Here is a 25525-nt window from a genome sequence, read left to right as displayed (position 1 = left end):
ACACTGCATTATCACTTAAAAGTGGCGAACCCTTTACAGTAGGAACTTCCTCCACGCGTAGAGTCGCGGTACTGCGCCATTTTTACCCCCATATTAAGACCGTCGATATGCGGGGCAACCTGCAAACACGACTGCGCAAATTGGAAGAAGGCCAATGCGACGCGCTGCTCCTCGCCTACGCCGGCGTACACCGGATGGAATATGACGATAAGATCGCCGAGCATTTATTACTTGACGAATTTACGCCGGCAGTTGGACAGGGAAGTGTGGCAATTGAATGTTCCGTTACATTAAGTGAGGAGAAAAAGGCAATACTGAAAGAGCTGCTCAATCATGTAGAAACGGAAATTTGCCTTTTGACCGAACGGGCTTTCCTGAAAAAATTGCAAGGCGGCTGCAGCATTCCCGTATTTGCAATGGCAACTTTGAAAAGTGAGCAAATACACATTACCGGCGGCATTATCAGTCTGAATGGCAGTGAACTGATCAGAAAAACGCAAACAGGCGCACAAACTTTCCCCGACGAACTAGGTACCGCCTTAGCTGACGAGCTACTCGAAGCAGGTGCTGACAGGATTTTGAAGGAAATCAGGAATCAGAATAGTTGAAATAATTGAATGCAGACAACGCAAAAGCCCGGCACTGAGTCCGGGCTTTATTGCTGTTAAGGGTTATTCTGGTTAGTCTTTCTTTGGAATCGAATCTGCCGGAACAACTGGTTTCACAGGGATTGAATCCTGTCTTACAGGTAGTGCGGTGCTGTCCGGCTTGATGGTCGAGTCAGCAGGAATTACTTGCCGTGCGGTTGAATCCGGTACAATCGCAGGTTGCATTGTTGAGCCAGGACGGACTGTAGAGTCCATCTTCATCGTTGAATCCGTTCTTGTACCTGGCTGCATTGGCCGCATTGGCCTGGCAGTACTATCCGCGCCAGCTGGCCTTGCTCCGCCCTGTGGTCTTCCGCCGGTTGCACCAGCTCCGCCTCTTGCAGGAGAAATTCCAGGAACCGAGATCGCCGGTGCAGCTTGTCCGCCTCCGTCCATTCCGCCGCCATCACTTTTCTGGTCGTCGTTATTAATTGACTTTCTTCTGCGGGATCTTTGTTCAACAAACGTCATTTTACCAAAACGATAATTGAAGTTCATGCGGAATCCTCTATTGAAGAGAAAGTTCGTGTTCTCCTGAGTGAAAGTCGGCGATTCGAGGCTGGTACGCATTTTCATCGAAGGCGCCAGGAAGTTTTCCATTCCGAAACCAATACCTCCGCGTTTGTTTTTAAAGTCTTTACGAATACCCAGATCATACATTCTGAAACCAGCCTGGGTACCTTGCAGCTGCACTTCACGTCCTCTTGCAAAACCGCCTAGCTGCAACCCCCAGCCGTTTTTGATAGTCAAACTACTCCGCAAACGCCCGCTAACCACAATCCCGCTGTTGCTCGACCGCAGCGAAGCGTCGCCGCTGTTATTTCTTAGGTTGGTATAATAAGAGTCAAAACCACCACCGATCTGCCATCTTTTAAACAATGTCAAGTTTCCGTAGACATTGACACCATAGTTTTTCTTCTCACCAATATTTCCATAAGTCGTCGAAATCACCCCATTGCTGTCTGTTGTACGGATACTTTCAATGGAGTTATTGGTAAACCGCGCAAATGTCGCCACATTGATATACAATGAATTCTTGAAAAAGCTGGTACCCAATTCAACCTGGTCGGTCAGCTCCGGACGGAGATTCGGATTACCAAACGAAATGTTGTTCGGATTGGCAGAATTAATGTTAGGGTTTAGGAATTGAATGCCGGGACGTTGCAGCCTGCGGTTATAACCCAGCTTTACAGTCTGACCTTTGCCAAATGTCTGCGAAAGGTTCAGGCTTGGTACCAGGTTGCTGTAAGCAGGCAGATTCAGCTCGCCACCTTCGCCCTGAGTAGCATCAATGTTGGTATATTCATAGCGCGCACCGGCTTTTACAGTGAAACGGCTTTTAGTAGTGAATGTATAGGAAGCGTAACCAGCACCCACGTTCTGATCATAATCGAGCGCACTGATCGGGCGGTCTGCTATTAAGCCGCCATATACGATATTACTCACCACCTGACGGAAAATTCCTTTTCCACCAAATTCAAAAAGCTGATTATCCTTGATTGGCGTTTGGTAGTCAATCTGGACGGTACTTTCCTGGTTGTGGCTATTGTTATCATTCAATTCTGTACCAAGAAATTCTCTCGTGCTCACGCCGCTAAGCACGTTGTAAACATCCGCAGTGTAGTCATTCGTACGGTTATTACGGCTGAACTGTGTTGAAATGCTTAATTCTTGTTGTGGTTTCGCGAGTGTCTTGATATAATCCACATTCACGTCCCACGTTCCCGACAAATCTTTTGAATTGACATCACGGAAACTATTCCGCTCCACTCCGGCAGCTGACCTGTTGAATGTGGTCAGTTCCTGCATATTGCGCTGGTTCCGCATTCCGTAACGCACGCTTGCTGAAAGAGATGTTTTAGAATCTATCTCGTAATCCCAGCCAAAATTATAAGATCCGAATGCCATTTTGTTGTCCGACTCACTGCTCTGCCGCACCTGAAAGTTATCCACTTTCCCATTCTGGATATTCTCTGATCTACCAGGCATGTTATAATTGAAACGGCCAAAGCCACCCAGACTAAAACCCATTTTGCCAACCCGGTAATTGCCGCGAAGTCCCAAATTAGAACCCCGGTTACCAATCCCCGTGTCCAGGTTAAGCGTACCGCCCTGGATCGTGCTTTTCTTGGTAACGATATTGATGATACCCGCAGAACCTTCCGCATCGTAGCGGGCAGAAGGAGATGTAATAACCTCGACTGACTTAATCATGTCTGCCGGGATTTGGCGCAATGCATCTGCAACACTGGTTGCGATAATGGTCGACGGTTTGTTATTGATCAAAACCCGCACGTTGGAACTACCTCTTAAGGAAACGTTTCCATCCAGATCGACCGTCAGCATCGGCACTTTTTTCATTACATCCGAAGCGTCGCCACCTTTACTGGTAATGTCTTTCTCGGCGTTGTAAACAAGCCTGTCTACTTTCTCTTCCACGAGCTGGGCCATTCCCACAACTTCCACTTCATTCAGCTGCACTACGTCAGGCGCCAGTGTTACGTTTCCAAGATCAATGTCCGACCGGCGGTCAATTTTGATATCGCTGATCGTTTTAGTTTTATAGCCGATAAATGAAATGAGGATCTTGAAATTCCCCGAGGCCACCTTCGTCATCGCAAATTGTCCTTTCTCATCCGTGGTAGTACCATCAATGGGATTGTTGGTTTTGATATCCACCAGCGACAATGCAGCAAATTCCACCGGATTCTTGCTCACAGAGTCGACCAGGGTTCCCCGTATTTTTCCGCTTCCGCTACGGGTATCTTCGGCTGTTCCTGGTATTGCAGTCTGGCGCTGTCTGTCGCCGCCACCCCTGAAATCGCCGCCGCCTGGCCTGCCACCACCTCCGCCGCCAAACTGTGCGTAGGCTCCAAATGTGATTCCTGATAATAATGTCAGGAGTGTTAATCGTAAACTGAGTTTCATGGTTGGGTTGTATATAATGATGCACTATCCGAGTTTCAAAATAAGTACCTAAAACCGGGGCAGAAAAAAGGAATAGATAGAAACAGGTAATGTACCGATCAAAGGCAAGTTTCACACGACTAAGTAGCTTGTACCTGCCGATGAATTCGCATTGCACAAACCCCTAAGATCCCCTGAATCAACGGGATCTGGCAAATAACACCCCAGTATGGCTCATTCCGGTTTAATAGACTCCACACCTGATTCAGTCGGTATTCGTCCTGCTTTGATCGATTGAAATAGGGGATTAGAGAATTTCCCTGTAAGATTGCGTTTATATGTCAGGACCATTGACATATAAACTAAATGATAAAAATGGATACGCGTGCCGCTCGAAAATACCCGCCACTGCTCCTGCACCTTTTAGGGTGGGGCTTTCTGGCTATGTTTCTGATGTGGCAGCCACTCAACTGGCAGATTCAGTTTCCGGTTGCATTCTGGATTAAGCAGGCTGTTTTGTTTACACTGCTTGTCTCTATCTTTTATATCAACTACTACTTCTGGTTTCCTCAATATCTTGCGAAAAACAAGTACGTTAAGTTCATTCTCCTGAATGTAGCCTCAGTTTTGATTGTGGCATTTATGATGGAGCAGGTCAAAACCTACATTGGTTTCGGCAGTCAGATGGAAAGTGCATTCCGGCTGGCAAGAGAGGCGAATGGAGAAAAGAAGCGTGGTGAAAAGCTGGATAATTTTGCGATGATTACTGCATTAATGGTAATCGGATTAAGTACCGGTATTGCAGCTGTACGTACGGCGCAAATGGACAAGCAGTATCGTCAGAACCTGGAAAAAGAAAAGATCAATTCTGAGCTCTCCTTTCTGAAAGCCCAGATCAACCCGCACTTTTTCTTTAATACCCTGAATAATATCTACGCATTAACGGTAATTGACGTGGAAGCGGCAAGGGAAGCTTTGCATAAGCTTTCGAGAATGATGCGCTACGTACTTTACGAAACCCAGCACGGTACCGTGTTACTTAGTCAGGAAATTGCATTCGCCCAGGATTATATCCAGCTGATGCAGCTCAGGCTGACTGATAAAGTAACAGTACACCTGGACCCGCCAAATCCCATGCACGATGTCTCAATTGCACCAATGCTATTCCTGCCCTTTATTGAAAATGCATTTAAACATGGCGTAAGTGCCGTGCAGCCGAGCCGGATCGACATTCGGATCAGTCAGAGCAGCAACAAGATTTTTGTTGAAGTGAAAAATACATTGTTTACGGACAAACGGGCGATCCTGGATGAAAGTAATGGAATTGGCCTGGCTAATACGCAACGCCGCCTCGACTTGCTATATCCCGGAAAGTACCAGCTGGAAGTGAATGAGAATAAGGCTGAAAAAGAGTTTGAAGTACATCTGGAATTGGAAACGGCATGAATGTACTACAATGCATCGCCGTTGACGATGAACCGCTGGCACTTGGACTGGTTTGTGCTTTTATTGAAAAAACGCCGTTTCTGTCCCTTACAGGCAAATATTCGAGTGCAGTAGAAGCATTGCAGGTAATTCACAATCAGCAAATCGATGTCATTTTCCTGGATATCCAAATGCCTGACCTCACGGGTATCGAACTAGCCCGAGTGATCGAAAAAGCAGGCGGACGGGCTCCCAGAATCATATTTACAACCGCATTTAACCAGTACGCCCTCGACGGCTTTCGGGTTGACGCACTTGACTATCTCCTAAAACCCTTTAATTATGAAGAGTTCCTCCGTGCTGCATCAAAGGCGCAGGCTTATGCCGAGCTTTTGCAAAAAGCATCTTCGGCAGGATCCGTGGAAAACAAGGATGAATACCTGTTCTTGAAAGTTGAATACCAGCTTGTACGGATTTCCTACGACGATATTATGTACACGGAGGGACTTAAAGATTACGTAAAGGTCCATTTAAAGTCAGACCCGAAACCCATTCTTTCACTCACGAGCCTGAAAGCGCTGGAAGAAAAACTTCCCGCTTCCAAGTTCATGCGCGTGCACCGCTCTTTCATCGTTAATCTCGACAAGATCAGTGCGGTGACGAAGAATACCATCCAAATCGGCGCGATTACTATTCCCGTGAGCGACCAGTACAAAGAAAGCTTTAGCCAGTTTTTAAGTAAATGGATGTAGCTATTTCAGCTCTTCCTGCAGGAAGTATCCTGTAAAGCTCCCTTTTACTTTTGCTACTTTCTCGGGTGTGCCTTCTGCAATAATGCGCCCGCCTTTGGCGCCACCTTCCGGTCCCACGTCAATAATGTGGTCAGCGACTTTAATCACGTCCAGGTTATGCTCGATGATCAAAACAGTATTTCCCTTTTCTACGAGTTTGTTCAAGACATTCAGCAAATGGCGGATATCCTGGAAATGGAGGCCGGTTGTAGGTTCGTCGAGAATATACAGGGTTTTCCCGGTATCTCTTTTTGATAGCTCTTCCGACAACTTAACACGCTGCGCCTCGCCACCGGATAATGTCGTTGCGTGCTGACCCAGGGTAATGTAACCCAAGCCCACATCATTGAGCGTCTGCACTTTACGGAGTAATCGGGGCATATTCTCGAAAAACTCCAATGCAGTTTCTACCGTCATATCCAACACGTCGGCGATCGACTTACCCTTGAAACGCACTTCCAGTGTTTCCCGGTTGAAGCGTTTTCCCTTACAGGTTTCGCAATTGATATGCACGTCGGGCAGGAAATCCATTTCTATTTTCTTCATTCCCGCGCCTTCACAATCTTCGCAGCGGCCGCCTTTTACATTGAATGAAAAACGGCCTGGCTTGTAACCGCGGATTTTAGATTCCGGCAGTTCGGCAAAAAGTGTACGGATATCTGTAAATAAGTTGGTGTAAGTAGCAGGATTTGAACGCGGAGTTCGACCAATCGGCGATTGATCAACTTCAATTACCTTATCAATATGTTCCAAACCTTCTACCGATTTATAGGGCAGCGGCTCTCTTCTTGACTTATAAAAATGCGCATTGAGCAACGGAAAGAGCGTTTCATGAACCAGCGAAGATTTTCCGCTCCCACTCACTCCGGTAACACAAATCATCGTTCCGAGCGGGAACGACATTGTTACATTTTTGAGGTTGTGACCCGTACATCCTTTCAGTATGATGGAGTTACCTGATCCTTTTCGGCGCTTTTTCGGTACCTCGATAGACTCCCTGCCGCTGAGGTATTCAGCAGTAAGTGAGCCGTTTTTCAGGAAAACCTCAGGCGAGCCTGCGCCCACTACATTCCCTCCGTGCCGCCCCGCACCGGGACCAATGTCGAGGATATAGTCAGATGCGAGCATCATATCCTTGTCGTGCTCAACTACCAGAACCGTATTTCCAAGATCGCGCAGGCTTTTCAGTGAATTGATCAATCTTACATTGTCACGCTGGTGCAACCCGATACTCGGCTCGTCCATAATGTATAGAACACCTGTAAGCTGCGTACCGATTTGCGTCGCAAGCCTGATCCGCTGTGCTTCCCCACCTGACAATGTGCGCAATGCGCGGTTCAGCGTCAGATAATCCAATCCTACATCCAGCAGAAATCCGACACGTTTTCTGATTTCTTTCAAAACCTCATGTCCGATCACCCGCTGCCGCTCTTCCAGCCTGTCTTCCAGATTTACCAGCCAGTCGGCCAGCTCGCGTACATCCCTGTTGGAGAGTTCCGCGATATCTTTCCCGTCAATTCTAAAATGGAGCGATTCCTTTTTCAGCCGCTTTCCATTGCATTCAGGACAAGTTTGAATGGACATGAAATCTTTCAGCCATTCCTGAATTTTGTCGTTACCACTCTCCTGCTGCCTTTTCAGGAAGTTGATTATGCCGTCAAACTTCGTTTCCCATTCTGTACCGGGGTACTTTTTCGACGGTACCGGCACTGCATCTTCGCTTCCGTAGAGAACCAGCTTGATCGCTTCTTCCGGAAATTTTTCAAGCGGCGTTTGCAATGTGATTTTGTATTTTTTCAAAAGCACTTCAAGCTGTTTGAAAATCCAGGCTTCCCTGTATTCTCCCATTGGCGCAATACCGCCTTTACTAATGCTTAAAGATTTATCAGGAATAATAGATTCTTCGGTAATCTCCTCGATCAGCCCCAAGCCCTGACAAGTTGGGCACCAGCCGTAAGGTGAGTTGAAAGAAAATGCATTCGGTGCCGGATCATCATAACTGATCCCCGATTCCGGGTCCATCAGGTTTTGGGAAAAATAGTACGTTTCTCCTTTATCATCCAAAACCATCAATGCCCCTTTTCCCTGCTTGATTGCCGTCGCTACCGACTGGCTAAGCCGGTACCTCGACTGGCTATCCTCCGATTCACTCTTCGGGATAATGCGATCGATTACGATTTCGATATCGTGCACCTTATACCGGTCGAGCTGCATTTTTGGTGTAATATCGAGCACTTCGCCGTCTACCCGCACCTTCGTATATCCCAAACGGGTAATCTGCACGAACAACTCACGATAATGTCCTTTCCGGCCTTTCACAACCGGCGCAAGCAGCATGATCTTTTTACCTACAAACTGTAACAAAAGCTGATTAACAATCTGATCCTGTGATTGTTTGATCATTCTCCGGCCGGTTACATAGGAATAAGCCTCGCCCGCCCGCGCATACAGAAGGCGTAGAAAATCGTAGATCTCCGTAACAGTACCCACCGTAGAGCGCGGATTGCGGGATGTAGTTTTCTGTTCAATGCTGATAACGGGCGAAAGGCCGCTGATCTTGTCTACATCAGGCCGCTCCATTTCTCCTATAAAACCACGCGCATACGAGGAAAAACTCTCCATATAACGCCGCTGCCCCTCTGCATAGATGGTATCAAAGGCCAGCGAAGACTTGCCGCTGCCACTGATCCCGGTTACTACAACCAGCTTGTTACGAGGAATATTAACATCAATATTTTTAAGATTATGCTCGCGGGCGCCCTCTACTTCAATGAGATCCTGACCGGCAAGTTCTGTAGCATTCAGATGTTCCAATACCTTGAATTATGGTGATGAATAAATTTTTCTTGTTGATGTAGCCTAACAGGCTTAACCACAAAACTACACCTTCAGTTGCATAATTATCACAAGTTTCAATGGCAATCTCTTGCCGCCGAGAATTGAAGTATTAAGTGATTTTCTATTGCAATGCAAACGTTGCCAATTTGCACGAAACCATGATGCGCACGCATTGTCACCATTAGTATATTAATATTTAATCCACGTTTCATTCAAAAACAATTGTAGAATTATGAATTGAATTCATACTTTTGGTAGTATATTGATAATTAGTAATACATAATTAACATTTTAACATCCCTATTCTATGAAACAAAATTTACGAGTCGCTCTGACTTCCGTAACGTTATTGCTATGGGCGCTGCTGAGCAGTGGCACGTCTTACGGGCAAGACAGACAAGTTACCGGGAAAGTCACATCCACAGTTGACGGAGCCGGAATTCCCGGTGTGAATGTTCAGGTACAAGGTACCAATACCGGGACAGTCACAGACGCTGAAGGCCGGTATGCTATCGACGCAAAATCACCCAACTCAATCCTTGTTTTCTCTTCAATCGGGTATATCAAACAAGAAATTACCGTAGGTTCAAAAACAGTAATTGACGTAAAGCTTGCCGACGACGTGAAGAGTCTGACCGAAGTGGTTGTAACCGGTTACGCATCGCAGCGGAAGCAGGATATCACCGGCGCGGTAACTGTTATCAACCCAAAAGAACTAACTGCGGTGCCGAGTGCCAGCGTTACGCAAATGCTGCAGGGCCGTGCGGCCGGGGTTACGGTTGGTAATGATAACTCTCCGGGTGGTGGAACGATGGTCCGTATCCGCGGTTTTGGTTCTATCAACAACAACAGTCCGTTGTATGTAATCGACGGAGTACCTACGCAGGGAACACTCAATCAGATCAACCCGAACGATATTGAATCCATGCAGGTGTTGAAAGATGCTTCTGCCGCATCTATCTATGGAGCACGTGCAGCCAACGGGGTTGTGATCATTACAACTAAAAAAGGGAAACCGGGCGCGCCGAACATTACATTTGATTTCTATACAGGTACACAGCGGCCCGGCAAAATGCTTGACCTACTGAATACCAGAGAGTTGGGCGAGTACTTGTACCAGGCTGACCTTGGTGCCGGCAAAAATCCTTCGGCTACTTCTCCTTCTGTCCAGTACAAGTTTGATGAGAATGGAAACCAGACCATTGCCGATTACATTTACCCGAACGTGTATGGAGAATTACCTTCCAACTATACCTATACCAATGATATTGCTGATCCGAACCTGGGAAAAACAGCATTTAACATTACAAAGGCGAATAAGGAAGGTACTGACTGGCAGGACGTGATTTTTGATCCCGCGCCCATTTCCAATTACCAGATCGGTGCATCAGGCGGCTCTCAATCAGCTAAGTATGCGATCTCAGCCAACTATTTCAAGCAGAATGGTATTTTGAGATATACCAACTACAAACGCTATTCAGTTCGCGCCAACACAGAGTTTACAAAAGGTAAAGTTACTGTGGGAGAAAACCTTACGTTCTCTTATGATGAAAGGCAGGGCATCACGAATAACGATGAAGGTAACCCAATCATGTTCGCAATCCGCGTTCACCCGATCATTCCCGTGTTTGATATTACAGGAGGTCCAGCCGCATTGGGCGGTACAAATACCTCTGCCTACAACGGATTTGCGGGAAGCCGCGGAAGTAACCTGGGTAATGCGCCTAACCCGCTGGCACGCTTGTACCGTGAGAAAGATAATATCACAAGAGGTACCCACGTGTTTGGAAATATGTTCGCGCAAGTAGACATTCTTCCCGGATTGGTAGCCCGCACCAGCTTTGGTCTGGAATACAACCAGTCCAACCGCTCTGAATATTTCCACCGCGACATTGAAGCTGCTGAGGCGCGTAATGCAAACAGCATGAACGTGATCAATAACCTTGACCGCTCCATTACCTGGTTCAACACATTGAACTATGGCAAAATTTTCGGCTCGCACAACCTGAACGTTTTGGTAGGAACAGAAGCTGTGAAGACGTATGCTGCCGGTTTCCAGGCGAGCAGAAGTGGTTTTGCATTCGACGATCTTGATTACCGCTACCTCGATGCAGGTTCGGCGGCTGGCCTCGCCAATGCAGGTGCAGGCGCTACACGTACCGCACTTTTCTCGCAATTCGGTAAGATCAACTATGGTTTCAAAGACCTGTTCCTGGCTGACTTTACGCTACGTCGCGACGGTTCATCCCGTTTCTCGGAAGCCAACCGCTACGGTATCTTCCCGGCATTCTCACTCGGTTTGCGTATGACAGAACTAGGGTTTATGAAGCCGACCAAAAAGGTACTGGACGATTTGAAAGTGCGTTTTGGCTGGGGTAAAACAGGTAACCAGCTGATCCCGAACGTAGCGAATGCATATACATTGTACGGTCCCGATCCTCAAAACAATGCATACGATATCAATGGTACAGGAACTTCCATCGTAGGTGGTTTTGACCTGGTACAATTTGGTAACCAAAACGGTAAATGGGAGACAAATACCTCTACCAACATTGGTCTGGATGCGGTATTGCTGAACAACAAGCTGGAAGTAGTTCTTGACTTATACAACCGCGTAACTTCGGATATGCTTACCCAGATCGCCATTCCAAGAACAGCCGGAACGGGAACCATTCCTTACACCAACATTGGTGAAGTTCGTAACAGAGGATTTGATATCGGTCTTAACTTCCGTGACCGTAAAGAGGATTTCTACTATGCAGTGGGCGTGAACGTTGGTCATTACAAAAACGAGGTGATCAAATTGAATAACAACCCGAATGCAACCATTTTCGGCTTCACGACGCGCCTTCCGGCGATGTCTGCAACCAAAGCAGGCTACCCGATTGCGAGTTACTACGGCTACTTCGTAGATGGTGTGATCAAAGATCAGGCAGAAGCAGATGCAGCTCCTAAGTTCGGTTCGTATACACGTGAAGGTGTATTCAAATTCAGGGACGTGAATGGAGACGGTATTATTACCGCTGCTGACAGAACTATCATTGGAAGCCCGCACCCTGACTTCAACTACGGCGTTAACCTGAATGTTGGTTACAAAGCTTTCGACCTGACCGTGTTCGGACAAGGTGTTTACGGCAACGAGATTTTTAACTACGTGAGATACTGGACAGATTTCAATGTGTTCCAGGGAAACAGATCTAAGGATATGCTTTACAACTCATGGAAAAAACCGGGCGACGATGCTAAACTGCCAAGACTTAACTCCGGTGACGCCACCAGCCAGCAGGTTTCTTCTTACTTCCTTGAAGACGGTTCTTACTTCCGGATCAAGAATATCCAGCTGACTTACACAATTCCTTCTGCGGTTTTGAAGAAGATCAAACTCAACTCAGCGCAGGTGTATGTGCAGGGACAGAACCTGTTCACTTTTACCAAATACACCGGACTTGATCCTGACATTAACCTGAGAAGATCGGGTAATGACAACCAGGATACGCACATGGGTGTAGACGAGGGTGCATATCCGGTTTCCAAATCGTACCTGGTAGGTGTTCGTTTCGGCTTCTAAAATCTGGTGACAATCAAATTATTATAGATAATACGATGAAAAAAATAACATTATTAGTACTCCTGATCGGGCTTAGCTTCTCCTGCTCCGACAGCTTTTTTGACCTGAAACCGCAAGGAAGAGCCTCGCGTGAACAATTGAGCAATAAAAACGGGGTAAATGCATTGCTGATCGGTGCGTACTCTCTGCTCGATGGTGTGGGCTCTGGTAACACCGGACGCCAGTCTACCATTTCGAATTACGTTTTCGGCGGAATTGCGAGTGACGATGCGGTGAAAGGAACTGATGCGGGTGACCAGCCTGAGCAGTCTTTCATTGAACAATACAACTGGCTTTCTGATAACACCTACTTTCTTGGAAAATGGTGGCACCAGTATGATGGAGTTGCCCGCTGCAATGAAGTGATCCAGGTAGTAGGCGGTGAGCTGGTAAAAGATATGACTGAGGCGGAGAAGTTGCAGGTTGTAGCGGAAGCACGTTTTCTGAGAGGTTTCTACCACTTTGAAGCTAAAAAAATGTGGAATATGGTGCCTTACATCGACGAAAAGGTGTACGTAGCAGCTGATCCAAACTCTACCAAAATCCCCAACACAGATGATATCTGGGCGAAGATCGAGGCTGATTTCCAATTCGCTGCTGATAATTTGCCACCATCTCAGGCACAAAAAGGAAGAGCTACACAATGGGCAGCGAAATCGCACCTTGCGAAAGTGCTCGTGTTCCAGAAGAAATGGGCTGCGGCAAAAACTTTGCTCGAAGATGTTGTTAAAAACTCAGGTAAAAAACTGGTTGCCAACTATCACGACAATTACAGAACTACCGGCAATAACAATAGCGAATCTATTTTCGAAGTACAGTTTTCAGTAAATGACGGCACTAACGGAAATAACGGAAACGCCGGCGATAACCTGAACTGGCCCTACTCTGCGAATGCGCCCGGAAGAGGCTGCTGCGGTTTTTACCAACCGTCACACAATCTGGTGAATGCATTTAAAACTGAGAATGGACTGCCGATGATCGGTACTGCTGCTGACGGATCACTGGATACTTACAACAAAGTGGATCTTCCAAATGACCAGGGAATTGCTGCTTCTGCTCCGTTTACATTAGACAAAACTATCCCTGTTGACCCTCGCCTCGACTGGACTGTTGGTCGCCGCGGCGTCAACTTCCTGGACTGGGGCCCAATGCCGGGTTCTTCCTGGATCCGCGACCAGACTTATGCTGGTCCATTCACCGGCAAGAAATGGATGTACTATCTGGCAGAAGAAAACAGCACCACGCACTCGACCAGCAAACGGAACGTCAATAATAACTTCCGCCTGATCAAACTTTCGCACGTGCTGCTCTGGCTGGCAGAATGTGAGGTGGAACTTGGCAACCTGGCTGCGGCAGAAGGATATGTAAACCAGATCCGTCTGCGTGCAAAAACCGGCTCTGTTCAAGATCCTAGCGTGACTTACAAAGTGGAGCCTTACCCCGCTGGCACATTCGCGAGCAAAGGCGCTGACTTTGCAAGAAATGCTGTCCGTATGGAGCAGAGACTCGAATTTGCAATGGAAGGTCACCGCTTCTTCGATCTGGTAAGATGGGGAATTGCTGAAAAGGTGCTGAATAAGTATGCTGCCGAAGAAGCAGTGGCTGGAAAAGAACCTTCCGGACGTACTTTCAGCAAAAGAGGTTACATGGCCGGAAAAACTTTTACTTCCAAAAACCTTTACTATCCACTGCCGCAGGATGAGATCCTGAACAGTCAGCTGGATGGGAAAGCCGTTCTGGTTCAGAATCCGGGGTATTGATAAGCTGCATTTTTAACCAAACTAACGCAAGGACCTGCTTCGGCAGGTCTTTTGCGTTTCAGGCATTATGAATATCTTTATCTCAATTAGACAAAGAAAGAAATGACTATTAAGAACGAAAGTGAATACGAGAAAGCGTCGGAGCGTGCTGACGAGATTTTTGGCTCTAAAAAAGGTACGCCCGAGGAAAAAGAATTGAAAGAGCTGTTGAAAGCAATGAAAGACTACGAAGACGATTTTATCAAAATGCTGAAAGACAACAACTAACCTACTGCAAAGTAAGAGCCAAGCCTTCGATCTTCTGGCACCTGCTGACAAATAGTTCAGTAGCAGATACACGTACTTCCACTTTCATCAAACAATTCATTTCAAATTGCTGATTTAATACAGGAAGCTCCATTTCTTTTACAATCCGCATTACTTCATTCATTTGCGGATAGGAGAATGCAATTTCATACCTGTTTACAAAATGCCTGGTTACCACATCTGCTGCATTCAATGTATCCTCAGCTGTGGTTTTATATGCATTGATCAACCCCGGTACCCCCAGGAGTGTCCCGCCAAAATACCGGACAACCACCACCAGCAGATTAGTTAGATTACGTGAATACAGGGTATTCAAAATGGGGCGGGCCGCAGTACCAGACGGTTCGCCATCGTCGCTCATCCTGTAGCTCATTTTATCTGTACCCAGCCGGTAAGCATAACAATGGTGCACGGCTTTGGGATGTAATTCTCTGAGCTCGGCCAGATGTTGCTTAGCATCGGCATCACCTGCAATCGGGAATGCATATCCGTGAAATTTGCTCCCCTTGTCCTTATAAAATCCTTCCGCCGAGTTGGCGATCGTTTGAAAAGTATCGTCAAATAACACGGGCGCGGCGTTTTTTCTGCTGATAGATGAAAACCGTGTAAACCAATCCTGCTGCGGCGAATCCCGCCATTGAGAAAAACACAAGCGGAAAATTCTGTGACTTGTTAGCAAACAAAGCCGCAGAGAGAAATGCCCCGATGCCAATGCCGGCTTCCAGGCAAATGTACATTGTAGCAATAGACCGGCCGCGGTTATGATCACCGCTTAAATCGACAGTCCACGCGGAAAGTACAGGAGATAAAATGCCCATTGATATACCAAAAACAGCACCACCCGCCAAAAACAGGAAGGGGGTATCTGCATAACCTGTGATCACCATTGAAACGATCAGTATAGCTGCTCCGACAATCGTCACCGGCATCCTTCCGTGCTGATCTGAAATTTTACCTGCAAAAATGCGGACGAGAATGGACGAGATTGTAAATACCATGAAGTAATAACCTTTGTTCTGCAGGCCAAGATGTTCACTGAAATCGGGCGTAATTGTTGCCACTGCACCAAATCCGAAGTAGCACAGGAAAGTAATCAATGCCGGACTGAATACATCGGGCTCGAAGATATCGCGCCAGGTCAGCTTGAATGCGTCTGCGGTGAGTGGGCGTTTTTCAGCCAGCGTTTCTTTCATATTCATTAGAATGGCAATTGAAAGTAATGCGAAAACAGACGAGGTATAGAACAGTCCGTTCAATGAAAACGACTGGCTGATCATACTACCGACGGCCGGTCCGAATGCCGATCCTACTCCCATACACATTCCATGAATACCCATTGCCTCGCCCCGGCGGTTTGCAGGAACGATGTCTGCCACGTAAGCTGCGGTACCGGTTGGCTTGAAGCCCGTAGAAAATCCATGTACGAGCCGGAGCAGTAAAAACGGCATTACCGTGGTAAAAACGGGATATAGCAATCCGCAGACAAAGCAAACCAATGAGCCAAATGCCATCACCGGAACCCTGCCTACACGATCAGTAAGACGACCGCTAAATGGTCTTGACAAACCTGCCGTCAATGTAAATAAACCGATGATCGCACCTTTATAATCTGCTCCGCCCATTTGTGACAGATATCCCGGCAACTCGGGTATGAGCATATTGAAGCTGGAAGAAAAGAGAAAAGAACTGAGGCCCAGCAGCCAGAATTGTGTGGTAAAGATGCTTTTTGTAGCGGTACTTTGCATGCCGCAAAGGTACAGATTTGCCTTAAAGAAATTTTAAACGCTTACTAAGACTTAGGCGGCAGGTTAAGCACAGTAAGATCTAGCTTTGCCAGTGCTCTCTTTGCCTCTTCAACCTTCCTAACTACAAACGGATCATTTTTGCTGCTTTTTATTGATGGATCAACCTTGATGTCCGCTAGGGTTAACTCCCGTTTTCGTTCTGATCTCATGATTTTTTTTATTTTTACAACAAACGAGTCAAAATTACGATTTACTTCAAAAGGCAGTAAACGTCCATTTTCAGCACCATAAATTACGAATTTATCACTCCAATCAAGCAGCTCCTGTGCCAAAATAATCTGATACAGCCTTGTTCTTGATGAAGTACTTCCTTCGAAATATATTGCAGCGTCGGGGTGAAGTTCTAAAAATATCCTTACAATCTGAATAACGGTAGCAAGCACTTTCTTCATATCGTTATTGTTGGTTGTCACCATATCATCCAATGCGCCTGTGCTGTTCAAATCACCAAATGCTAAGTTGTAAAGTCCGTCAGCGATCGAAACAAACTCCACCTTCTTGATTACAATCTTTTCTGATGAAATACTCTCGAATGTATAGGAACATCGGTCAGGTGAACTACTTACGGGATAGGTGTTGTGTTTCAATGGCTTTGGTTTAAGCCAAAAGTAGCAATTCGAAGACCTACAAAATAAGTCATTGCCCCAACTCACAGTCTCATCTTTCCTGCGGAAAAATCGGCGCCGTCTTTCCTGAGACATTCTTTTTTCCCAACTTTAAAACATGGTACGCATATTTTACAAAGAGGGGCGTTTGATCAAACGCGAAAATGACTTTCGTGAACTTGGCAAGGTGAAAAACCTGATCTGGGTCGATTTACAGTCACCTTCCGCAGAGGAGGAAGAGTGGGTCGAGAATAAATGCAATATCAGTTTTCAAACTCCGCAGGAAATCGTCGAGATTGAAAGCAGCTCCCGGTTCTTTGAACAAAATGAAACCATTAATGCCAACTCTAACTTCCTGAAGATCGACCGGGAAGGCTATGAGACGTATCCCGTTTCTTTTCTGCTGCACCAGAATGTACTTTTTACATACCGCCGTGGCGATTCCAAAACGTTTGCGGATACAGTGAAGAAAATGAAAGTGAGCCCGGAGAGTATTCAGGGTGGTGTAGATTTTATGCTCCTGCTGCTGGAAACCCGCATCGAAGCTGATGCAGATTCGCTTGAAGGTATTTCCAAAGATATTTCTGCGATTAGTAAGGATCTTACGCATCAACAAAAGGCACGACAGGAAGTGCTGATCAGGATCAGTGGTTTGCAGGAAATTACGATGATGCTCCGGGAAACAAGCATTGATAAACAACGCGTTTTATCCGGAATTTTACGGAGTCAGTATTTCCCTGAGGACCGCAAGGAACATTTACGCATCATCCTGAAAGACATTAATTCACTTCTGGAATATACCACCTTTAACTTCGAGCGGCTGGAATATCTGCAGAATACGTTTATGGGTTTGATTAACCTCGAACAAAACCAGGTAATCAAAATATTCACGGTGGTAACGATCATTTTCATGCCGCCTACCCTCATTGCGGGGATTTTCGGAATGAATTACGACCACATTCCTTCAACCAGCGAACCGTGGGGATTTTGGGGATCCCTCCTGTTGATGGTTCTGTCCTCTGCGGTCGTGCTCTTGTTTTTCAGACGGAAAAGGTGGATTTGATGGCAGCTACTCGGCAATAGGAATCGCATAAAAATTGAACGTTCTCCATTTGTTCATATCCTTTGCCGTTTCAATCTTTATCACTTGCGCGTTTTCGTGGAAGTCGGCAAAATAGTACAGCGAGTAATTGAAATCAGATACAAGCTTGAACAACTCTGCCCTTTCCTGCTGCGTTGCTTTTGGAAAACATTCTGCGATAATAACGGGTCTCAATTGTCTGATTAAACCGGATATTGACTCTATCACTTCTTTATCAGCTCCCTCCACGTCTATCTTTATAAAAGACAGTTTTGGAAGTATGTCAGCATAGTTCGCGATCAGGTATTTTTCAAGTGCAATGCCCTTTATCTTCGTTGATAGCTGAAATGCCCCATGATCTTCAACCATTTCATTTGCAAGTCCTCCGTTCCCGAAGGAAGCTTCTGATGACGCGTAGCCAAACTCGCCATCTTCTTTGGTTACTGCAAAAGGTAAGGCAATGATGTTGGTTTTGTCTTTGTTCAAAGCCGCATTCACTTCCATTATTTTGAAGACGTGCGGATTGGGGTCGAAGCCAAGAGTAACACCCTCTTTGCCGGCTGCCAGGGACATGGGTACAGTAGTGTCTCCAATGTTCGTCCCTATGTCAATGCAGAGGCTTCCTTTTCTAATAAATTTTTTGAAGAAGTTAACCTCTCCCTGCGTGATAACTTTGGGCTTGATCAGCGGGTTTTTCCAGTTGGCAAAAGAAATCGAACCCTCATCTTCAAGCGTAAATGTGTCGATTGTGTGAGAGTACTCACTAAAGTGACGCCGCGCTTTACGCCTTGTTAACCATCTATCTATGTACTCAAACATGCTAATCCAATCAAAAAATTAGTTGCAACTTGACTTTAACAAATATAGAGTTCTATTTGACATCAGCCAGTAAAATCTACTTAAATATCAACTTCGTCGACTATCGCTTGTATATCGCAAACCGTCCGTTAAAGAAAGTAAGCTTATAAAAAGGAATAATCCTGGTCCCTGCCTTGGGGTAATACGACTCGGGGCGGAATTTGTAGTCCATCACGATGAAGTTGGCGCCATTTCTATACGCCCACGTAGCCATTTTCAATGTAGTCATTCCCCTTTTCTTTGATTGAAGCTTATAATTTTCGTGCGTCAATAAACGTGGATATTCCTCGTATTCATCAAAAAAGAAAGTTAACGGAACAAAGCCAACATGTTGATCTTCAATGTGCGGCCTGAGCTTTTCATAGGAAAGCGGAAGGTACTCCATGGTGAAATTCCGGTAGATAATCTGCCCCATCCCGAAGACACTGATCAGAAAATATGCAAGCATTATCCCCTTTAATGACATCGTTGAGAACGGGCGAATTTTATACAATTCGTATACCAGTACCAATATGAAAGGCATAAAAATGACAAGATAGAGTGCGCCATTTGCTTTAGTGATCAGCCAAAAGGAAAAGAAAAGAGTAAGCGAGTAGACTCTTAGCATGACCGGCACTTGTGACACTAACAGCCGCTGCTTCCATAACAGAAACGTGAGAAGTAATGAAATGGAAATCTGTTCGGGTGAATGGAAGAACAGCCTGGGATATGTAGCTAACTGGAATAGTTTGGAATGTAACCCAAATGCATCCTGAGTTGCAGGATCGTGGCTGAACTGATAAGTCCAGATTGAGAAACCATTGCGTGCCGAAGCTACATCCGACCAGTAAAGGCCTGCTATAAGTCCACCGGAAATCGCGAATACAAGGAGGGACTTGTATTGTTTGGAATTAAGAAGCGTCACGAAACCCGCGATTAAGAAAATGATCCCATTCAAATGACACAAGAAAGCCATTGCAGCTAAAATACCGGCTAATACCTTTCCTGCAATGTATTTTCGACTACTTTGAATCAGCAGAAAAGAGCCAAAACCAAGTGCGGCCAGCATCATTTCAGGACGATTTTCAAAGCTCATTTTCACGAGCAGCCTATTAGCAAATGTGAGGATTAAAACTGCAGGCAGGTACCAGGTACTGAGGCTCTGCTCCCTTATCTTGACGTAGTATATCAGTTCAGCCAAGACAATGCAGAAAAAGATTAATCCGGTGAACTGCAATACCGGTAAATGGTAACCAAAAAACTTTATCAGCACTGCGCCAAAAAGCAGGAAGAATTTGTGACTGACCAATATTTGCTTTTCCCATCCCAGCAAACCCCGGAAATACTCCGATCGGATTACTCCTTCGCGTTCAAGCCAGTAGGATTGTTCACCAAACCAAGCATCGTCACCGGTTGGATACCGATGAAAGTAGGACAGTAACGCGAGTGCCACAAAAAACGATAGGAGAGCAAAAAGTTTGCCTCTTGATATTTCCAGCATTTAAAACAATTCAAATAAACCTGTAATTACTAAACTCAAACAGCCGGTGGCCGGTCTTTTTTTCGTACCAATATAACAGCGCGTCTTTCAACCGGAATCTCTTTTTCGAAGGGTCCAGCGCAATTTTCCAGTTCTGTCGCGCGATCCTGTCTCTCATAACCTCCGGGTGGGAACCGTCGAACTTTTTGATAGAATCGAATTCAGTATAATCGAAAAAATCCTCTGATTTCAAGAGTTTGTTATGTGCATCACCTTCGTCCCAAAATCGGCTCACATTCCTCATTTTGGTCTGCATCTGAACAGGACTTTTCACCCACCCATAATGATATACGGCGGCTCCCGAATGCTTTACATTCAACTTCGTCCGCCCGCGGCGAAAGCCTTGCGCGTCCCTGAATGCAGTGATGGGCGTTTCTTTCGGCTGCTTTTCATTCCTGATAATGCGGATCTCGCGGCGATACCATTTGCGACTGTCGCCCACGTAATCGTAAGTTCCGTAAAAATGAAGATAATCGAAAACTAAGCCTTCTACCGCAGGATCATTCACATAGCGCCTGCACGAATCCAAAATAGCCGGATGATATTTTTCATGCACCGCCTCGTCGCCCTGAATGTAAAAAGCCCAGTCACTATCCGGGGAAATCTGCTTCAATGCTTTGTCTGTTTCAACCGCCAGCACTTTTCCACCAGCCCGCAGCGACATATCCCATTCAGATTCCACAATGCGGATTTTGTCAGAATCGATAGATTTAATCAGCTCCAAAGTATCATCTTCACTAATTCCAACACTGACCAGCATTTCGTCCACAACGGGCAGAATGGACGTGATTGCTTCCTCAATCGGATAGTCGTTGAGAATGGCATTTCTGATGATTGTGAAGCCTGATATTTTCAAGGTCTGAGAAGAATTTATATGTTGTTGCTGTCCAAATTTCCGGACAATTTCACGTGCTGGATACAGCAAAGTTAATCGTTTCGGAAGAAGAATTCTGCTAAATAATCTCGGGCAAATAGACCTGCTTCTCCTTGAGTTTTCGGTCCAAAGCATGTAGATTTGTTTTCCTTCGATTCTGAATTTTCGTCTCAGAATTACTTTAATGTTATATAAACTGATCCCCGTAAAATAGCTAGTTAATTATGTCACAAGAACTTACCAGACAGGAACCCCTGTTGATAGAAGACCCTTTGCGGTTTGTTTTATTTCCGATCAAACATTCCGATATCTGGGAAATGTACAAAAGGCACGAGGCTTCGTTCTGGACTGCTGAGGAGATCGATCTTTCTCAGGATATGAAGGATTGGGAGAACCTGTCAGACGGTGAGCGGCATTTCATCTCACACGTACTCGCGTTCTTTGCTGCTTCGGACGGTATTGTAAATGAAAACCTGGCGGTTAACTTTCTAAGCGAAGTACAATATGCGGAAGCCAAATGCTTCTACGGTTTTCAGATCGCGATGGAAAACATCCATTCTGAAACGTACTCACTGCTGATCGATACTTACATCAAAGATCCTTCTGAAAAAGATCATTTGCTTCGGGCTATTGAGACCGTTCCGTGTGTTGGTAAAAAGGCGGAATGGGCCTTGAAATGGATCAATAGCCCCGTCTTCGCAGAACGCATTATTGCATTCGCGGCAGTAGAAGGTATTTTCTTCTCGGGCTCTTTCTGCTCCATATTCTGGTTGAAAAAACGCGGTTTAATGCCGGGATTGTCATTTTCAAATGAATTGATCTCGCGCGACGAAGGTTTGCACTGCGAATTTGCGTGCTTGCTTTATACGCAGCATATCGTCAACCAGCTTCCGGAAGAACGCGTTATTGAAATCATGCTGGATGCGGTGGAGATCGAAAAAGAGTTCATCACAGAAGCATTACCTGTTTCGCTGATCGGAATGAATGCGGAATTGATGAAACAATACATTGAATACATCGCCGACTTCTGGCTCGAAAGACTAGGTTGCTCGAAACAATTCGGCTCAGCTAACCCATTCGACTTCATGGAGTTGATCTCACTTCCGGGCAAAACCAACTTCTTCGAAAAACGTGTGGGAGAATATCAGAAAGCCGGCGTAATGAGCGGCGTAAAAGACAAAGATTCAGGTCACAAAATCTCTTTCGACTCGGATTTTTAATTTGTCGTACCTTTTGTCACCCTGAGCGCAGTCGAAGGGCTGCTACTAAGAAGCGTTGTCGCCCTTGCTTCGACTGCGCTCAGCATGACAAAGGTAAGCACGGCCGGCAAGTTGATCAACTCAACAAAGCCTCAACCTCCTTCCAAACCAACTCACTTTCATACCCTTTGGCCAGAGCATATCTGGCCAATTTTTGTTTCAGTACCAGCGGATTTGTTTCGCTTCTTTCCAGTAAAGCCCGCTTTTTTTCAAGAAGCTGCTTTAAAGTCGCCACGTAATTTTCATCCTTGATCTCCGCCATTCCCTGGTCGAGGCTGTATTTACTGATCCCGCGCCGCTGCAGCTCCTGTTTGATCTTGATCCTGCCCCAGTTTTTTACCCGAAACTTGCCGCCTGCGAAAGTCTTGGCAAAACGCTCTTCGCTGAGGTAGTTCTGCGCAATCAGTTCAGCAATGATCTCGTCGGCTTCATCTCCCCACACATTCCATTTGCGAAGCCGCTGGCGCACTTCATCCTGCGTGCGTTCCTGGTAGGCACAGTAAGAAGCAGCTTTTTGGAGGATAAGGCGGTCCATTGTGAATATTAAATGTTGTTAATCCGATGCAAGAATAAAGAAAATATCGGCGATCAATAACTATTTTTGAAACTAATAACACCCGACTAACCTGCTAAATCCGGCTACCAATGCATATCGAAAGACGGTCATTTTTGAAACTTGTGCCTGCTGTGTCCACGCTTCCATTCTTTTCCAACGAGTTAAACGCAGCTCCGAAAGCAAGAATTTCACTGCGGTTCATCGTCGCTTCCGACGGTCATTATGGTCAGCCAAATACTGAATTCCAGAAGTTTCATAGTGATTTGATAAGTTGGGTAAACCGTGAAAAAATGCAGAAAGGGGTGGATTTTCTCTTCATCAATGGTGACCTGATCCACGACGAGCCTACGCTTTTATACGATTTCAAGAAAAGCATTTCCGGCCTTAGCGTACCATTTTATCTAAGTCGAGGAAACCATGACAAGGTAGGTCTGGACGTGTGGGAAAGTACCTGGGGCTACCCTACCAACCACAGTTTTGCCAAAGGGGAATATGCGTTTGTGGTGGGTGACACTTCCAATGAAAAAGGTGAATACGTTTGTCCGGACGCAAACTGGCTGCGTACCGAAATTGCGAAATACAAGGAAAAGAAAGGCATTTTCGTGTTCCTGCACATTACACCAGCCAAATGGACCGTCAATGGAATCGAATGCAAAGAGGTCATTGAACTCTTCGAAAATACCCCGAATGTAAAAGCCATTTTCAACGGCCACGACCACGACCAGGACAGCACCAAACAATACGGCAAAAAGCCTTACTTCTTCGACGGTCACTTCGGTGGCAACTGGGGTACAGCTTACAAAGGCTACCGGGTTGTGGAGGTATATGAAGATCATACCTGGCAATCTTATCAGTATAATCCTACGGCTGCGCCGGTTTTGAATACATTTTCGGGGAAGGGGTGATGGATTACATTAATTAAATCTTCCCAGATTTGAGTCAATAAGCGGTTTTAAATCGAAGTACATTGTTCTATAAGAGTGCCGCGGAGGAAGTTGTTCATCCGGATTGACAAACATAAAACCTATTTTTTGGTAGAAGCCAGAGATATCATAGCCATTGTCTTTGTCATAAAAAGCGTCAACCGTCATAAATCTGACACCGACAATTGGCGCAACTTTGAAAGCAACATATTCAAGCGCCCATTCTACCATTCGTTTTCCAACTTTCGTTGCGCGCTCGTCGGCCGCTGGTAGACCTATTTTAACTGCTGGGAATGTGGTATACTTAATCTTTTCGTCTGCCAGTAGTTTTTCGGTTGCAATTAACTTGTCTGCTAGTAACGTGATATAGGCAGCCAAGCTATTTTCATAATGTACGACCCAGCAACGACTTGTGTGGGAATTTACTTCTCGCATCACCCGACCTTTCTTCCAGAACGTTTGAAATTCCGGCCTTTTACAACGAAACCCCTGACCTAGGCTTGCTAAATCAGGGGTTAATTCTGAAACTCTACATTCCGAGAAATTTACTCCGTTAAATTTTTTGATCAATGACATTTGTGTTTTGTTTGGCTCTTCGGTCAACGATTCGCCTGATAGTTTCCATGGCTTGTTCGTTTGCTACATGACCGTCGGTTTTGATAGCTTTTATCAATTTTTTAGCCTCTTTGCCCACAACTGGCTTAGAAAGGGTGTTGGTAACGAACTTCATAGTCACTCGAATTTTGAATTACAATATAAAGGGACAAAAATCTCACGCCAAAATAAATGAGCAAACGACGGGCTAATTAATTAACGGTTCGCCATTGTATCGCAGTCTCGCCCAGCTTCGCAATCAAACTCGCCGCTCGCAACTGATTGGCGAGATGCACCCGCATTTCCGGCGACACATTTTCCAAATCTTTACTAAACAGGTACGTCTCTACCATGATATGCATGGATTCGACGATCTCCCCCAGCCCATCCATTTCAAAAAAGGCTTGAACATATTCGTTTTGCTTTTGAAACTTGTAGTTGCTAGCCGATTGATTTTGTTGTGTGTTCATGTTTTTAATGAGTTTGAGTTAATATTTGTAGGAAAATCCGATAAACTCAAGGCAAAAAAATTTAGTCTGGGAAAAATAGAACCTCTGTCTTCACTTCAACTCTTCCAAATTCTTCAAGAATCGCTTTCATCCTCTTTTCTGAAATTCCCTGGTTATAAGTGAAATCCCTCCAAGCAGTAGTCAACTTTCCCTTCTTTACGTCAGGTGGCAACTTAGGATAAATTTCTGTAAGCCACCATTTGAAAGCTTCGGTAACAGATGAGAACTTCTTCATTGCAAAAATATGAATTTGTAGGGAAACCCGATAAATTATTTTGAATCTATTTTCAAAGCTAGAAAAGTTTATGAAAATCATACAAAGAGGCTGTCTCAAATGAGGCAGTCTTTTTTCATTTTAGAGGTTTGGGTAATTTTTCTGGATTGATTATCTTTAGTTATAAGCAAACCAAAGAAAAATGGGTCGCCGACAGCCTAATTTCAAGCCTTATCACCAGCATCAGTTGATGCTGCTTCCTCCAAGTTTAGAAGATCTTGTCCCCAAAGGGCACGTTGTCCGGGTGGTCAACGATGTGATCAATAAGATCAATTTAGAGCCGCTCAATGCCGCCTACTACCTGACCGGTCCGGCAAGTTACCATCCCCAGATGCTGTTAAAAGTGCTCGTATTTGGCTATATGAGCAATATTTATTCAAGTAGAAA

General features: G+C 45.5%; 23 protein-coding genes. 10 read left to right on the top strand and 13 right to left on the bottom strand.

Features of this window, described 5'->3' with window-relative positions; genetic code table 11:
- The coding region (gene hemC / locus Q369_RS0121400; protein WP_031529794.1) for a hydroxymethylbilane synthase at positions 1-608 on the top strand (608 nt) is incomplete at its 5' end.
- Between the two features lie 72 nt (positions 609-680).
- On the opposite strand, the gene Q369_RS0121395 is transcribed toward hemC, so the two are convergent.
- Positions 681-3575 carry a TonB-dependent receptor gene (locus Q369_RS0121395; RefSeq protein ID WP_035333748.1) on the bottom strand — a complete coding sequence of 965 codons (2895 nt, stop codon included), beginning with the start codon at positions 3573-3575 and terminating at the stop codon, positions 681-683.
- A gap of 354 nt (positions 3576-3929) precedes the next feature.
- Between Q369_RS0121395 and Q369_RS0121390 the strand changes: the two genes are divergently transcribed.
- Positions 3930-5000 carry a sensor histidine kinase gene (locus Q369_RS0121390; protein ID WP_031529792.1) on the top strand — a complete coding sequence of 357 codons (1071 nt, stop codon included), beginning with the start codon at positions 3930-3932 and terminating at the stop codon, positions 4998-5000.
- Entirely contained in the window at positions 4997-5731 is a 735-nt protein-coding gene (locus tag Q369_RS0121385) for a LytR/AlgR family response regulator transcription factor (RefSeq protein ID WP_031529791.1), read from the top strand. The genes Q369_RS0121390 and Q369_RS0121385 overlap by 4 nt, the downstream gene beginning before the upstream one ends.
- Here the strand turns inward: Q369_RS0121385 and uvrA are convergent, their stop codons facing one another.
- The gene (uvrA, locus tag Q369_RS0121380; RefSeq protein ID WP_031529790.1) at positions 5732-8584 is read right to left on the bottom strand and encodes an excinuclease ABC subunit UvrA; all 2853 of its coding nucleotides are present in this window, start codon (positions 8582-8584) and stop codon (positions 5732-5734) included. It lies immediately after the preceding gene.
- 331 nt (positions 8585-8915) lie between these two features.
- On the opposite strand from uvrA, the gene Q369_RS0121375 reads away from it, so the two are divergent.
- From Q369_RS0121375 to Q369_RS29320, 3 genes are all read left to right on the top strand, one after another.
- The gene (locus Q369_RS0121375; protein ID WP_031529789.1) at positions 8916-12176 is read left to right on the top strand and encodes a SusC/RagA family TonB-linked outer membrane protein; all 3261 of its coding nucleotides are present in this window, start codon (positions 8916-8918) and stop codon (positions 12174-12176) included.
- A 35-nt stretch (positions 12177-12211) separates the two neighbouring features.
- Entirely contained in the window at positions 12212-13975 is a 1764-nt protein-coding gene (locus Q369_RS0121370; RefSeq protein WP_031529788.1) for a RagB/SusD family nutrient uptake outer membrane protein, read from the top strand.
- Between the two features lie 102 nt (positions 13976-14077).
- A complete protein-coding gene (locus Q369_RS29320; protein ID WP_169739278.1) occupies positions 14078-14242 on the top strand; it encodes a hypothetical protein in 165 nt (54 codons plus the stop codon).
- 1 nt (position 14243) lies between these two features.
- Here the strand turns inward: Q369_RS29320 and Q369_RS0121360 are convergent, their stop codons facing one another.
- From Q369_RS0121360 to Q369_RS0121350, 3 genes are read right to left on the bottom strand one after another with little or no spacing between them, the layout of a single operon-like run.
- Positions 14244-14849, bottom strand: coding sequence for an IMPACT family protein (locus Q369_RS0121360; protein WP_031529787.1), 606 nt, complete (start codon positions 14847-14849; stop codon positions 14244-14246).
- Positions 14839-16026 (bottom strand): MFS transporter, encoded by a 1188-nt coding sequence (locus Q369_RS0121355; RefSeq protein WP_031529786.1) that lies wholly within the window; start codon positions 16024-16026, stop codon positions 14839-14841. Before Q369_RS0121355 ends, Q369_RS0121360 begins: the two co-directional genes overlap by 11 nt.
- Before the next feature lie 44 nt (positions 16027-16070).
- Entirely contained in the window at positions 16071-16673 is a 603-nt protein-coding gene (locus tag Q369_RS0121350) for a DUF6934 family protein (protein ID WP_157488268.1), read from the bottom strand.
- Positions 16674-16809: 136 nt separating this feature from the next.
- Here Q369_RS0121350 and corA point away from each other — a divergent pair, with 136 nt between their 5' ends.
- Positions 16810-17754 (top strand): magnesium/cobalt transporter CorA, encoded by a 945-nt coding sequence (corA, locus tag Q369_RS0121345; protein ID WP_031529784.1) that lies wholly within the window; start codon positions 16810-16812, stop codon positions 17752-17754.
- Positions 17755-17760: 6 nt separating this feature from the next.
- Here corA and Q369_RS0121340 read toward each other — a convergent pair whose 3' ends face one another.
- The 3 genes from Q369_RS0121340 to Q369_RS0121330 all read right to left on the bottom strand — a co-directional run bounded on the left by Q369_RS0121340 (position 17761) and on the right by Q369_RS0121330 (position 21005).
- Positions 17761-18591 (bottom strand): FkbM family methyltransferase, encoded by an 831-nt coding sequence (locus Q369_RS0121340; RefSeq protein WP_031529783.1) that lies wholly within the window; start codon positions 18589-18591, stop codon positions 17761-17763.
- 100 nt (positions 18592-18691) lie between these two features.
- A complete protein-coding gene (locus tag Q369_RS0121335; RefSeq protein WP_031529782.1) occupies positions 18692-20110 on the bottom strand; it encodes a glycosyltransferase family protein in 1419 nt (472 codons plus the stop codon).
- 10 nt (positions 20111-20120) lie between these two features.
- Positions 20121-21005 carry a glycosyltransferase family protein gene (locus tag Q369_RS0121330; RefSeq protein ID WP_031529781.1) on the bottom strand — a complete coding sequence of 295 codons (885 nt, stop codon included), beginning with the start codon at positions 21003-21005 and terminating at the stop codon, positions 20121-20123.
- 242 nt (positions 21006-21247) lie between these two features.
- Here Q369_RS0121330 and Q369_RS0121325 point away from each other — a divergent pair, with 242 nt between their 5' ends.
- A complete protein-coding gene (locus Q369_RS0121325) occupies positions 21248-22243 on the top strand; it encodes a ribonucleoside-diphosphate reductase small subunit (protein WP_031529780.1) in 996 nt (331 codons plus the stop codon).
- 115 nt (positions 22244-22358) lie between these two features.
- On the opposite strand, the gene Q369_RS0121320 is transcribed toward Q369_RS0121325, so the two are convergent.
- Complete coding sequence (locus Q369_RS0121320; RefSeq protein WP_031529779.1) at positions 22359-22817, bottom strand: regulatory protein RecX; 459 nt, start codon at positions 22815-22817, stop codon at positions 22359-22361.
- Positions 22818-22927: 110 nt separating this feature from the next.
- On the opposite strand from Q369_RS0121320, the gene Q369_RS0121315 reads away from it, so the two are divergent.
- Entirely contained in the window at positions 22928-23743 is an 816-nt protein-coding gene (locus Q369_RS0121315; protein WP_031529778.1) for a metallophosphoesterase family protein, read from the top strand.
- Between the two features lie 9 nt (positions 23744-23752).
- Here Q369_RS0121315 and Q369_RS0121310 read toward each other — a convergent pair whose 3' ends face one another.
- The 4 genes from Q369_RS0121310 to Q369_RS0121295 all read right to left on the bottom strand — a co-directional run bounded on the left by Q369_RS0121310 (position 23753) and on the right by Q369_RS0121295 (position 25099).
- Complete coding sequence (locus tag Q369_RS0121310; protein ID WP_031529777.1) at positions 23753-24337, bottom strand: hypothetical protein; 585 nt, start codon at positions 24335-24337, stop codon at positions 23753-23755.
- On the bottom strand, positions 24315-24491 hold the full coding sequence (locus tag Q369_RS29315; protein ID WP_169739277.1) for a hypothetical protein: 177 nt from the start codon (positions 24489-24491) through the stop codon (positions 24315-24317). Before Q369_RS29315 ends, Q369_RS0121310 begins: the two co-directional genes overlap by 23 nt.
- A gap of 76 nt (positions 24492-24567) precedes the next feature.
- Positions 24568-24825 (bottom strand): hypothetical protein, encoded by a 258-nt coding sequence (locus Q369_RS0121300; RefSeq protein ID WP_051664190.1) that lies wholly within the window; start codon positions 24823-24825, stop codon positions 24568-24570.
- A 61-nt stretch (positions 24826-24886) separates the two neighbouring features.
- On the bottom strand, positions 24887-25099 hold the full coding sequence (locus Q369_RS0121295; RefSeq protein ID WP_031529775.1) for a hypothetical protein: 213 nt from the start codon (positions 25097-25099) through the stop codon (positions 24887-24889).
- Positions 25100-25280: 181 nt separating this feature from the next.
- Here Q369_RS0121295 and Q369_RS27960 point away from each other — a divergent pair.
- Positions 25281-25525 (top strand): transposase (locus Q369_RS27960; RefSeq protein ID WP_035333503.1); only part of this gene is annotated, 245 nt, incomplete at its 3' end.

The organism is Dyadobacter crusticola DSM 16708, from assembly GCF_000701505.1.
In the GTDB taxonomy this organism is placed as follows: domain Bacteria; phylum Bacteroidota; class Bacteroidia; order Cytophagales; family Spirosomataceae; genus Dyadobacter; species Dyadobacter crusticola.
This window is presented reverse-complemented; position numbering and strand designations above follow the sequence as displayed.

Coding starts and splice junctions, on each gene's coding strand:
- Q369_RS0121320 (WP_031529779.1), bottom strand. CDS start 22,817: ATGGACCGCCTTATCCTCCAAAAAGCTGCTTCTTACTGTGCCTACCAG.
- Q369_RS0121370 (WP_031529788.1), top strand. CDS start 12,212: ATGAAAAAAATAACATTATTAGTACTCCTGATCGGGCTTAGCTTCTCC.
- Q369_RS0121385 (WP_031529791.1), top strand. CDS start 4,997: ATGAATGTACTACAATGCATCGCCGTTGACGATGAACCGCTGGCACTT.
- Q369_RS0121295 (WP_031529775.1), bottom strand. CDS start 25,099: ATGAAGAAGTTCTCATCTGTTACCGAAGCTTTCAAATGGTGGCTTACA.
- Q369_RS29315 (WP_169739277.1), bottom strand. CDS start 24,491: ATGAAGTTCGTTACCAACACCCTTTCTAAGCCAGTTGTGGGCAAAGAG.
- Q369_RS0121390 (WP_031529792.1), top strand. CDS start 3,930: ATGGATACGCGTGCCGCTCGAAAATACCCGCCACTGCTCCTGCACCTT.
- Q369_RS0121325 (WP_031529780.1), top strand. CDS start 21,248: ATGTCACAAGAACTTACCAGACAGGAACCCCTGTTGATAGAAGACCCT.
- Q369_RS0121310 (WP_031529777.1), bottom strand. CDS start 24,337: ATGTCATTGATCAAAAAATTTAACGGAGTAAATTTCTCGGAATGTAGA.
- Q369_RS0121315 (WP_031529778.1), top strand. CDS start 22,928: ATGCATATCGAAAGACGGTCATTTTTGAAACTTGTGCCTGCTGTGTCC.
- corA (WP_031529784.1), top strand. CDS start 16,810: ATGGTACGCATATTTTACAAAGAGGGGCGTTTGATCAAACGCGAAAAT.
- Q369_RS0121335 (WP_031529782.1), bottom strand. CDS start 20,110: ATGCTGGAAATATCAAGAGGCAAACTTTTTGCTCTCCTATCGTTTTTT.
- Q369_RS0121355 (WP_031529786.1), bottom strand. CDS start 16,026: ATGCAAAGTACCGCTACAAAAAGCATCTTTACCACACAATTCTGGCTG.
- Q369_RS0121340 (WP_031529783.1), bottom strand. CDS start 18,591: ATGTTTGAGTACATAGATAGATGGTTAACAAGGCGTAAAGCGCGGCGT.
- Q369_RS0121375 (WP_031529789.1), top strand. CDS start 8,916: ATGAAACAAAATTTACGAGTCGCTCTGACTTCCGTAACGTTATTGCTA.
- Q369_RS29320 (WP_169739278.1), top strand. CDS start 14,078: ATGACTATTAAGAACGAAAGTGAATACGAGAAAGCGTCGGAGCGTGCT.
- Q369_RS0121395 (WP_035333748.1), bottom strand. CDS start 3,575: ATGAAACTCAGTTTACGATTAACACTCCTGACATTATTATCAGGAATC.
- Q369_RS0121300 (WP_051664190.1), bottom strand. CDS start 24,825: ATGAACACACAACAAAATCAATCGGCTAGCAACTACAAGTTTCAAAAG.